This window comes from Ruegeria sp. BG8 (assembly GCF_056538325.1).
The window spans coordinates 991,901-1,003,036 of record NZ_JBQFSZ010000001.1 but is presented as its reverse complement, the minus strand read 5'-3'; the positions used below and the strand labels follow the sequence as shown (position 1 = coordinate 1,003,036).

Here is an 11,136-nt window from a genome sequence, read left to right as displayed (position 1 = left end):
CTGTCAGTCGGCGAAGAAAAACTCGTCCGGACGATGAATGCCGAAATGCGCGCCGGGCTCCCACGCCCACATGGCCTGTTCGGGGACGTTACGCAGACGGTTCGACACGACAATTGGCTGGGGTGCCCCATTCAGAATACCGATAGCGTAAAGCTGATCTGCGTGGATTTTCAACATTTCACCCCATGCAGCCTCGCGCTCGGCGTCGGTTTCAGCGATTTCCCAGTCATGAGCTAACTGCATCAGACGTTCAGCTTCGGGCATGTCGGGCGGCTCACCGGCTTCGCCTCCGGTCTGGTAATATTGCCCCCATTTGGGCCATGCCAGAAACACCTGATCGGTCGGGGCCAGGTATGCGGGTGAAGTGTGCAGTTGTGGAATGCCGTCATCCCAGCCGAACCACACGGATGCCATGGTATTTCCGGCAAACACGCGGTTGCGCAGAATGTCCCTGTCCAGCGGCCGCATCACCAGATCAACGCCGATTTCGCGCCATGTGTCGGTGACGATCTGTAGCGCATTTTCAACTTCCTGACGTTCGCCAGCGGTTTCGATAATCAGTTCCATCGGGCGGCCATCTGGCAACAGGCGAATGCCATTCTTGTCGCGTTCGTTCAATCCAGCCTCGTCCAACAGTTTATTGGCCATATCGGCGTCGTGCTGCGCCCACGCGTTGGCATTTTCCTCGTCATAGAAAGGTGAGGCTGGCAAAACGGACATGGCGCCGGGTTGTGCTAGTTTGAAGTACAGCGCTTGGTTGATCGTTTTGCGGTCAATCCCCAGTGACAATGCCCGGCGAACGCGCACGTCCCGCAGCACTTCGCGCCATCCATCATCGGCGTAGTTCAGATTGGGGTAAATGGCGATTTGCGAGGCAACGCCGGTTTTCCACAGCAATGTCTTGTAGTTCCCGCCAGCTTCGCCTTTTTTCAGGATCGAAGCATCGCGGAACGCCAGACCACGCCCTTGCAAATCAGTTTCACCGGCATTGGTTTTTGCTGCGACCAGACCGGGTGCCACAATCTCCATCTCGACCACGTCGATATAGGGCAACTGTACGCCATTGCTGTCGATGCGGTGATAGTAGGGGTTGCGGACAAAGTTGTGGCGGATCTTCTTACCCGAGCTTGCATTCAGCCAGGGTTGCAAGGTCGGCAGTTCGTGATTGTCGAACTTGTACAGGTTGTCCAACTTGTTGTGCAGGGCCGCCCAACTGGTGACACGCGCATCTTCAACCTGAAACGCCAGTTCCTCTACGTCCGCGAATTTCTCGTGGTACTGTTTGAGGAACTCGGACGGGCGATAAATAAATGGTGGTCGCGCTTGCGCCAGCGATTGCAAGAAATCCGGGTTGGGCTCGTCCCATTCGAAAACAACGGTCGTTTCGTCCGGGAATGTTACTGTTGGCGCTTTGCCCTCGACGATCAGGAAATCTGGCGGCCCTGATGGGCTAAGCAGTTCGTTGTTGGCGACATCTTCCCACCAGTACCGAAAGTCCTCGGACGTGAAGGGCGACCCGTTTGACCATTTGTGCCCCTCCCGCAGCTTCAACGTGAATTTGCGGTTTCCTTCGTTTTCAAACGAGGACAGCAGGTCAGGCACAATCTCATAGTTTTCGTCGAACCCGACCAACCGCGCGTAGCCATAAACGACCATCTGGCGGATGTCTTTCGAGCGGGTCACCATCGTGCGGAGCGTTCCGCCCGGCGTTCCAAACTCACGCCCCTTTGCTGCCAGATCGACGATCAGCGGCTCGTAAGGCAAACGTTCGTCAACAGGCGGGAGATTCCCGGAACTGACCTCGTCAGCCCAAAAATCATTTTCCTGGGCTTGAGGCGTTTCTGCCCATGCAGTCGTCATCCACGATGTGCACAGGGCGGCGGCCATTAACAGGGGGCGAGTGGTCTTAAACATGGCATCTTACCTTATGGCCGGGTTCCATCTCTACCAATGAAGGTATCATGGAGTCGGTAAATCGGAAGGCGTCATCCCAACTGTCCGGCGAACCGGCGCCTAAAGCAACCAGATTCAAGTCGATGGGCCGGTTGATGTCGGGTTCCGGTTGAGCAGCAATCAACGCCTTGGTGTAGGGGTGGTGCGGGTTATAGAACAAAGTTTCGGGTGGGGCCTGTTCGACGACAAGGCCTCGTCGCATTACCGCAACCTCGTCGGCAATGCGGGCCACGACTGCAAGGTCGTGCGAGATGAAAAAATAAGACAGGTTCAAACTGTCCTGCAGGTTTTCCAGCAGAGTCAGGATTTGTTCCTGCACGGAAACATCCAAGGCCGAGGTCGGCTCGTCGCAAACGATAAGTTGCGGGTCCAGCATCATTGCCCTTGCGATCGACAACCGTTGGCGCTGACCGCCTGAAAAAGCGTGCGGGTAACGTTTCAGCATGTCCGCATTCAGCCCGACCCGTTGCAACATCTCGGCCGCTTTATCACGTTGTTCGGAAGGTGAGCCGATCTTGTGAATCTCCAGCGGCTCGGTCATCGCATCCTGAATGCGCATCCTTGGGCTGAGCGAGCTGTATGGGTCTTGAAATACCATTTGGGCCTTGCGCTGAAAAGCGGTGCGCTGGGCGCGGCTCATGTGGTGGACAGTGATCGGCTGATCTGCAGGTGACGTGCGAAAAAGAACTTCACCGCCGGGGTCAGGGGGCTCGGCCCCCAGCGCGATGCGGGCCGCTGTGGTTTTTCCCGATCCGCTTTCGCCAACGATTGCCAGCGTTTTGCCACGCGCCAGTTTTAGGTCAACGCCTCGGCACGCGTGGATCAATCGGTCCCCTTGCCATCCTTTGCTCGACCGCATGGTGTAGGTCTTAGAGACATCCTTCATCTGCAGGATCAGGTCATCTGCGGGCATCGGAATGCCGACGGCATCCTTGTCGGGGATCGCTGGGGCGGCATCGAACAATTGTTGGGTGTAAGGATGTGCCGGAGACGTCAGGATTGGCGCAGCGGCGCCAGCCTCCATCACCCGACCCTTGTGCATGACCACGACCTGTTCTGCCATGTTGGCGACCACGCCAAGGTCATGCGTCACAAGGATCAAGGCCATCCCGGTTTCGCGCTGCAATTCTTTGATAAGTCCCAGAACCTGAGCCTGCGTCGTGACGTCCAACGCGGTCGTAGGTTCGTCGGCGATCAGCAGTTCCGGTTTGGACACCATGGCCATGGCGATCATGGCGCGCTGACGCATCCCGCCCGACAGCTCGAACGGATAAGAATCATAGGCGCGTTGCGGGTCGGGGAAGCCGACGCGCTCGAACTGTGTCAGCACCTCTTTGCGCGCTTCCGCTTCGGATGCACCGCGGTGCAGCCACAGAACTTCGCTGACCTGATTGCCGATCTTGTGCAGGGGGGACAGCGATCGCATCGGCTCCTGAAAAATCATCGAGACCCGATTGCCCCGAATATTACGCATCTGACGCTCGGTGATCGCTGTAAGATCTTCCATGCCTTTGGAATCGTTCAGCGTAATTGTGCCCGATCGTATCTGCGCCGTGCGCGGTAAGATCCGCAAGGCAGCCCGGCAAGAGATGGTTTTGCCCGATCCCGACTCGCCGACCAACGCCAGAGTCTGCCCGGCCTCGACGTCAAAACTGACGCCGTTGACCACAGCTTCACCGGCACCAAAGCCGATTCTCAGGTCTCTGACAGACAACAAAGCAGTCATACGGGTATTCCACCCGTTAGGCCGATACTCGGCATGAGCTAGTTCAACTCCCCGTGTTTTTTGACATAGTTTCGCTCGGTTGGGCCCAACTAGTCAAACCCGTTCTTGGGTAGAAATGTCGCGGTATTATGAAACTGGGGCCAAATTGCCTACACAAAGCCTTGAGGATTTGTCATCTAATGCGACGTCTGCCTGTGGTTATACGTCGGCAGATATCAAGGAGAGATTTCCCGTGCCCGATCCCCAAAGCCGCCTGGACCTGTTTATTGACCGTATGGTGTCGCAACGTGCGTGTCTGGATTACGCAATCGCCGAAACAAGCGGCATGTCCGGACCCGTATTCGAACTGGGATTGGGTAACGGGCGGACCTATCACCACATGGTTCAATATATTCGGAACCGACCGGTTTACGTGTTCGAGCGGGCCGTTGCCTCGCACCCTGATTCCACGCCGCCAGAGGACCGCGTAATTCTTGGAGACGTGCGCGACACCTTACCAGCGGCAACCGATCGGTTCGGAGCGACCGCCAGCCTGATCCACGCAGACCTTGGGGGTCACAACCGCGAAAAGAACGACGCCTTCGCCCGTTTCGTATCGCCTTTGATTGAACCGCTGCTCGCACCGGGCGGGTTGATGGTTTCCAGTGACCGGATGTATTTTGAAAAGCTGACCGAGCTACCCTTGCCTGCAGGCGCGGTTGTCGGTCGCTGCTTTGTCTACCGACGCTGATCGCAGGGGGACCGATATGCTTTTCTATGATTGTTCCACCGCCCCCAATCCGCGTCGGGCCCGGATGTTTATCGCGGAAAAAGGGTTGGAGATCGAAACACGCGACATCTCGATCGCGAAAGGAGAGCAACTGAGCGAAGCGTTTCGCGCCATAAATCCCAATGCGACGCTTCCGGTTTTGATCACTGACGATGGTACCGTGTTGACGGAAAACCTTGGGATTGCCGCTTATCTTGAGGCGTACAGCCCCGAGCCGCCTTTGATGGGACGCACTGCGGACGAAAAAGGCTTGGTGCTAATGTGGAACAGCATCGTTGAGCAGCAGGGCGGAATGCCAATTGCCGAGGCGCTGCGCAATACGCATCCCGCGTTCGAAGGTCGCGCAATACCGGGGCCGACAGGGTATGCGCAAATCCCCGAGCTGGCACAGCGCGGCACCGATCGCGTTGGCCGGTTTTTCCAGATGTTGGAAGGACGTCTTTCAGACAGTCCTTTTGTGGCGGGCGATAGCTTTAGTCTCGCCGATATATCCACCTATGTTTTTGTCAATTTCGCACGCGTTATCAAAATGCGTATCCCGTCGCAAAACGTCGCGACGCAGGCATGGTTTGACAAGATCTCGGAACGCCCAAGCGCACAGCTTTAAATAACCGCTTCCTGAGGGCACTTGTTTCGCGCAGTGAACTGTACAGAAATGTCTAGACAGATGTGAACAGTGCGTCTAGCGTCCTGTGCGAGTCATGCGGGGGAGTGCGGGATGAAATCTCAGTATCGTGTTGTCGTCATCGGAGGTGGTGTTGTCGGGGCATCCGTTCTCTATCACCTTGCCAAGTTCGGTTGGTCAGATGTGGTCATGCTGGAACGGCGACGGTTGGCTTCGGGATCATCGTGGCACGCAGCCGGAGGTATTCACGCGCTGAATGCGGATCCCAATATGGCCTCACTGCAGGCTTATACCATCGACTTGCTGAGCGAGATTGAAAAGGAATCAGGCCAGAATATCGGGCTTCATATGACGGGTGGTCTGACACTGGCGGGAACGCCCGAGCGGTGGGAATGGCTGCAGGCCAACTACCGTATCTTCCAGTCTATTGGCATTGATGATTGCGAGTTGCTTTCACCCGAAGAAGCGCAGAAGCGTTGCCCGATCATGTCCACCGATGGTGTGTTGGGCGCGATGTGGGCCGATCGCGAGGGCTATATCGACACGACTGGCACGGTGCAGGCTTATGCGACAGCGGCCAAGAAACGAGGTGCCGAATACTATGAAGAAACCAAGGTCGAGGAACTGATCCAGACCGCCGATGGCTGGCAGGTTGTGACAGACAAGGGCACGATCACCTGCGAGCATGTGGTGAACGCCGCGGGTCTTTGGGCCAAACAGGTGGGCCGTATGGCAGGGGTTGAGCTGCCGGTCTCTCCGCTGAAACACCACTATCTGATAACCGATACGGTACCCGAGGTTGCGCAGGCGGATTTTGAGATGCCGATGACCGTGGACCTCGAAGGGTTCACCTATATGCGGCAGGATCAGAAGGGTGTTCTGGTTGGCATCTACGAGGTTGACCACGAACACTGGGCCATGGACGGCGCGCCTTGGAACTATGGCGAGGAGCTGTTTCAGGAACAGCTCGACCGGATCGAGAATGAACTGACGCTGGGTTTCGAACGCTACCCCTCAATTCAGAATGTGGGCATCAAGACATGGGTGAACGGCGCGTTCACCTTCTCGCCCGATGGCAACCCTCTGGTCGGTCCGGTGCCGGGCAAGCGGGGCTATTGGTCGGCCTGCGCGGTGATGGCCGGGTTCCTGCAGGGCGGTGGCGTCGGTAAAACGCTGGCCGAGTGGATGATCCATGGTGAGCCCGAGGCCGACGCATGGCCGATGGACGTGGCGCGCTATGGCGATTTCGCGCAGAACAAGCGCTATATTCGCGAGACCACGGGTCAGTTCTATTCGCGCCGTTTCGTGATGACCTATCCGAACGAACAACTGCCTGCGGGCCGTCCCCTTAAAATGGCTCCGGCCCATGACGCGATGACCGAGGCGGGATGCAAGTGGGGCCTCAGCTGGGATCTTGAGGTCCCGCTGTACTTTGCGCCGAAAGGGTTTGAGGAAACACCGACCCTGAAACGGTCGAACGCGCACGATATCGTAGCTGAGGAATGCAAGGTGATCCGGGAAGGCGTGGGTCTGCTGGATATCTCGGGCTTTTCGCGATTCGAGGTAACGGGTCCGAATGCGCTGGCCTGGCTGGATAAGGTCATGGCCTCAAAACTGCCCGCGCCGGGGCGCGCCAAGCTGGCCCCGATGCTGGGCGAGAATGGGCGGCTCAAAGGCGATCTGACCGTGCTCAACTGGGGCGATGGCACCTGGTGGATCATGGGCAGCTATTACCTGCGTGCCTGGCATATGCGCTGGTTTGATGATTATATGATGGACGGCGTCACCGTTCGCGATTTGGGCGAGGAATACTGTGGGTTCGCCGTGGTCGGACCGAAATCGCAGGCGGTAATTGAGAAACCGGCAGAGCAGGATATCTCGGGCCTGAAATTCATGGGCTGTGGGGATTTCGATATCGGTCTGGTTCGTGCCCGCGTCGCGCGTATGTCGGTCACGGGTGAGAAGGGATACGAGATCAACTGCCGCTATGGCGATCACATCAAACTGCGCCGGATGCTGTTGGAGGCCGGAGCTGACGAGGGTATCCGCGAATGTGGCTTTAACGCTATGCTCTCGACGCGGTTGGAAAAAAGCTTTGGTATCTGGTCGGCGGAATTCACCCAAGCCTACACGCCCGGCATGACAGGCATGGACCGCTGGATCGACTGGGATAAGGATTTCTTCGGCAAAGACGCTGCCATCGCTGAGCGTGACGGCAACGGACCCGCACAGGTACAGGTGACGCTTGAGGTGGACGCACTGGATGCGGATGCCAGCGGGTACGAACCTGTTTGGGCCGGTGATGAACGCGTAGGATTCGTGACCTCGGGTGGCTACGGGCACTACACAGGTAAATCGCTGGCAATGGCGTTGGTTGATCAGGACAAGGCGGAGCCGGGGACTGAGCTGTCGGTGCATGTCGTCGGTGTTGAAAGACCCGCCCGTGTCGTCGCACCATCCCCCTACGACCCGCAGGGCAAGGCGATGAGGGGCTGATGGACGTCTCACAAACCTCTGAGCGCGGACGGCGACGGCGGGGACGCGGCGCGGATGCCAAGCCAACGCCGAGCCGCGATGTAAATTACCGTCAGCTCAAAAACCCGTTTCCTCAGATGGAGGTTTTTCCAGCAGACCAGATTGCCGACATGCATGAAACGGCATTGCGGGTCTTGCAGGAACTGGGGGTGAAATGCCTGTTGCCAGAAGCGCGCCGTATCTACGCCAAGGCGGGCGCGCGCGTGGATGAAAGCACCGAAATGGTGTTCATCGGACGCGATTTGGTTGAGGCGGCGGTTGCCTCGGCCCCGAAATCTATCGCCTGCAGGGCAGGGGCACGGCGGCGCGATTTCACCCTGGAACTGGGCAGCCTAGTTTTTCAGCCCGGCGCAGGTGCCCCGAACGCAACAGATCTTGAACGCGGTCGCCGCCCGGCGTCCGGACAGGACTATCTGGAGTTCCTAAAGCTCACGCATCATTTCGACGTGTTCCAGATGATCTCACCACAGGTCGAACCTCAGGATGTGCCGACCAATCTGCGCCATTACTTTACTACGCAGGCGCAAATGGAATTGACGGACAAGTTTCCGTTTTTCTTTTCGCGCGGTACGCCGCAAGTGATGGATTGCTTTGAGATGCTATCCATGGCGCGCGGTTTGTCAGACGCAGAATTTCGCGCCAACCCGCATTGCTATACGATCATAAACACCAACAGCCCGCGCACATTGGATATCCCGATGGCGCAGGGGTTGATCGACTTTGCGCGCCATGGGCAGATGTCGATCATCACGCCGTTTACACTGATGGGGGCGATGGCGCCGATCACGGTAGCCGGGGCTATTACTCTGTCCCACGCCGAGGCGTTGGCGGCTTTGACTCTGACCCAACTGACAAATCCCGGCGCTCCGGTGTGCTATGGAACGTTCACCAGCAATGTTGACATGAAATCGGGTGCGCCGGCCTTTGGAACACCATCCCATTTCCAGGCGTCGCTCGCTGCAGGACAATTGGCGCGGCATCTGGGGCTGCCGTGGCGGTCGGCGGCGGGGTCTGCGGCCAACATCAATGATGTGCAGGCAGCGAACGAGAACCAGTTCGGGCTGTGGGGCTGTCTCATGGCTGGGGCCACGGTCATAATCCATTCGGCCGGGTGGTTGGAAGGTGGCCTGACGGTATCCTTCGAGAAAATGATCTGCGACGCCGAAGTGCTGAATATGGTGGCCGAACTATGCGCCGGGACGCAGGCCGGAGCGGACGAAATCGGCTTTGACAACGCGCTCAGCGAGGTTGACCCAAGCGGACATTTCTTTGCTGCCAGCCAGACGATGGAGCGGTACAACACCGCGTTTTATGAGCCGCACTTGCATGATTATGCCAACTTCGGAACCTGGACCGAACGCGGTGCCGTCGATGCCAATCACCGCGCGACGGGTGTGTGGAAGGATATCCTCGCCAATTTCCAAGCCCCGACACAAGATGCAGGGCGCCTTGATACGTTGCAGGATTTTATCGCCCGACGGACGCAGGAGGGCGGCGCGCCGCCGGAGAGTTAAATGAACACCAAACCCATCCTCCATCGCGACGACCCCGAGGCCGAACCGCTGGTCGGCAACGTTAAAGTTACGCGTGACGACTGGTTGAACGTGGCTATGGATGTGCTGATCTCAGACGGGATCGACCAGATCAAGGTTCTGAATCTGGCAGAGAGGATGGCCGTGTCGCGATCGTCCTTCTACTGGTATTTCAAGTCACGTCAGGAATTGCTGGACGCGTTACTGGCACGCTGGCAGGCGCTGAATACAGCGGCGCTGGTCCAACAGGCGGAGGCACCGGCGCAGACCATTACGGCCGCCGTCTGCAACGTGCAGAGATGTGTTGTGAATACCGATCTGTTCGATACTGCGCTTGATTTTGCAGTGCGGGATTGGGCGCGCAAGTCTGGCAAAGTGCGACGCGCGCTGGATCAGTCGGATGCGCGTCGCCTTGAGGCCCTGCACGCAATGTTCACGCGGTATGGGTATTCCGAGATCGAAGCCGAGACACGGGCCAGGGTGCTCTACTACATGCAGATCGGATATGATCTTGCGCAGTTGAACGAACCATTCTCGACCCGGATATCAATGGTTCCTCATTACCTTTACGCCTTTACCGGCGTCGAAGCCAAACCCGAAGAAGTTGAAGAATTCAGCGCATATTGCAGGCGCTATTGGAAAGGAGATCCGTCATGACCCAACCAGATGCAATCATCATCGGAACCGGCGTAATCGGCGCAGCCACCGCGTTTGAGATGGCAAAGGCTGGGTGGAAAACCCTTTCGTTGGACCGCAACACACAGGTGGGGCACGGCTCGACCGCGGGGTCCTGCGCGATCATTCGAATGCACTATTCAACGTTTGATGGCACCGCATTTGCGTGGGAGGGGTATCACTATTGGCGTGACTGGGCCCAGTATCTGGGGCTGCCTGCAGATGCCAATCTGGCGCAATTCCGCGAGACCGGTTGCCTGGTTATGAAGACCGACGCGAATGAGATGTTGGTCAAGCACATGAAGAACAGTGCCGACCTGGATTGCCCGTTCGAGGAATGGTCACCTGAGAAAATCACCGAACGTCTGCCCGTGTATTCTCTGGAGAGCTACGCACCTGCGCGTCGTATGGATGACCCCGAGTTTGGCCAGTCAAACGGGCGCAAGATGCAAGGGGGCGTGTTTTGGCCTCAGGCCGGATACGTGACGGATCCAGCCTTGTCAGCGCAGAACCTTATGGAGGCTGCGAAACAACACGGGGCCGAATTGCGAACGGGTGCCGAGGTTGTCGAAATTCTGACGGATGGCGGACGTGTTTCCGGTGTCAAACTCGCCTCGGGTGAGGTGATCAACGCCAAGGTTGTTGTGAACGTTGCCGGGCCGGGCTCGGCGATTGTGAACAAGATGGCGGGCGTATTGGACGACATGACCATCGAGACCCGACCGTTGCGTCAAGAGGTCGTGCACGTCCCCGCGCCTGAAGGGTTCGATTTCGAAAACGACGGTACAATCGTGTCAGACAGCGATATTGCCCTGTATTGTCGGCCTGAGCATGGCAACCACATTCTAGTCGGTTCAGAAGACCCGGAATGCGATCCGCATCAATGGTGCGAAGATGACGTGAACTACAATCACGATTTCACCGATCAGTGGACCACGCAGGCCATGCGTTATGCACAGCGTGTTCCAACCTTGGGTATTCCGTCCAAAACGCGGGGGGTTGTTGATTTGTACGACGCGTCGACCGACTGGATTCCGATCTATGATAAATCCAGCCTGCAGGGCTTTTACATGGCTTGCGGTACAAGCGGAAACCAATACAAAAACGCGCCGATCGCTGGAAAGATGATGGCAGCACTGATCGACTATTGCGAAAGCGGTGCGGATCACGACTCTGACCCGCTGCAGTTTGAACTGCCTTATATCAAGCGTACGATCAATGTTGGTTTCTACTCGCGCAAGCGCCCGATCAACGAAGAAAGCAGTTTTTCAGTCTTGGGGTAGTTTAAGTCCTAAAACGTTCTACACTTTCCTGTGACCGC

8 protein-coding genes are annotated in these 11,136 nt (G+C 57.4%); 6 read left to right on the top strand and 2 right to left on the bottom strand.

Going from position 1 to position 11,136, the window contains the following annotated elements; translation table 11 throughout:
- Positions 1-3: 3 nt before the first annotated feature.
- Both ACR0DG_RS05050 and ACR0DG_RS05045 read right to left on the bottom strand, forming a co-directional pair.
- Entirely contained in the window at positions 4-1,914 is a 1,911-nt protein-coding gene (locus tag ACR0DG_RS05050; RefSeq protein WP_480694884.1) for an ABC transporter substrate-binding protein, read from the bottom strand.
- Positions 1,907-3,679 carry an ABC transporter ATP-binding protein gene (locus tag ACR0DG_RS05045; RefSeq protein WP_480694882.1) on the bottom strand — a complete coding sequence of 591 codons (1,773 nt, stop codon included), beginning with the start codon at positions 3,677-3,679 and terminating at the stop codon, positions 1,907-1,909. The genes ACR0DG_RS05050 and ACR0DG_RS05045 overlap by 8 nt, the downstream gene beginning before the upstream one ends.
- A 232-nt stretch (positions 3,680-3,911) precedes the next feature.
- Here ACR0DG_RS05045 and ACR0DG_RS05040 point away from each other — a divergent pair, with 232 nt between their 5' ends.
- The 6 genes from ACR0DG_RS05040 to ACR0DG_RS05015 all read left to right on the top strand — a co-directional run bounded on the left by ACR0DG_RS05040 (position 3,912) and on the right by ACR0DG_RS05015 (position 11,098).
- Positions 3,912-4,409, top strand: coding sequence for a class I SAM-dependent methyltransferase (locus tag ACR0DG_RS05040; protein WP_480694880.1), 498 nt, complete (start codon positions 3,912-3,914; stop codon positions 4,407-4,409).
- A gap of 16 nt (positions 4,410-4,425) precedes the next feature.
- On the top strand, positions 4,426-5,055 hold the full coding sequence (locus ACR0DG_RS05035; RefSeq protein WP_480694878.1) for a glutathione S-transferase family protein: 630 nt from the start codon (positions 4,426-4,428) through the stop codon (positions 5,053-5,055).
- Positions 5,056-5,166: 111 nt separating this feature from the next.
- Positions 5,167-7,569 (top strand): GcvT family protein, encoded by a 2,403-nt coding sequence (locus ACR0DG_RS05030; protein ID WP_480694876.1) that lies wholly within the window; start codon positions 5,167-5,169, stop codon positions 7,567-7,569.
- Positions 7,569-9,122 (top strand): trimethylamine methyltransferase family protein, encoded by a 1,554-nt coding sequence (locus ACR0DG_RS05025; RefSeq protein WP_480694874.1) that lies wholly within the window; start codon positions 7,569-7,571, stop codon positions 9,120-9,122. Before ACR0DG_RS05030 ends, ACR0DG_RS05025 begins: the two co-directional genes overlap by 1 nt.
- Entirely contained in the window at positions 9,123-9,797 is a 675-nt protein-coding gene (locus tag ACR0DG_RS05020) for a TetR/AcrR family transcriptional regulator (RefSeq protein WP_480694872.1), read from the top strand.
- On the top strand, positions 9,794-11,098 hold the full coding sequence (locus ACR0DG_RS05015) for an NAD(P)/FAD-dependent oxidoreductase (protein WP_480694870.1): 1,305 nt from the start codon (positions 9,794-9,796) through the stop codon (positions 11,096-11,098). The genes ACR0DG_RS05020 and ACR0DG_RS05015 overlap by 4 nt, the downstream gene beginning before the upstream one ends.
- Positions 11,099-11,136 lie beyond the last annotated feature (38 nt).

Bases quoted from the DNA above. Each gene is read 5' to 3' on its own strand.
- ACR0DG_RS05050 (WP_480694884.1), bottom strand. From the start codon at position 1,914: ATGTTTAAGACCACTCGCCCCCTGTTAATGGCCGCCGCCCTGTGCACA.
- ACR0DG_RS05045 (WP_480694882.1), bottom strand. From the start codon at position 3,679: ATGACTGCTTTGTTGTCTGTCAGAGACCTGAGAATCGGCTTTGGTGCC.
- ACR0DG_RS05035 (WP_480694878.1), top strand. From the start codon at position 4,426: ATGCTTTTCTATGATTGTTCCACCGCCCCCAATCCGCGTCGGGCCCGG.
- ACR0DG_RS05030 (WP_480694876.1), top strand. From the start codon at position 5,167: ATGAAATCTCAGTATCGTGTTGTCGTCATCGGAGGTGGTGTTGTCGGG.
- ACR0DG_RS05025 (WP_480694874.1), top strand. From the start codon at position 7,569: ATGGACGTCTCACAAACCTCTGAGCGCGGACGGCGACGGCGGGGACGC.
- ACR0DG_RS05020 (WP_480694872.1), top strand. From the start codon at position 9,123: ATGAACACCAAACCCATCCTCCATCGCGACGACCCCGAGGCCGAACCG.
- ACR0DG_RS05015 (WP_480694870.1), top strand. From the start codon at position 9,794: ATGACCCAACCAGATGCAATCATCATCGGAACCGGCGTAATCGGCGCA.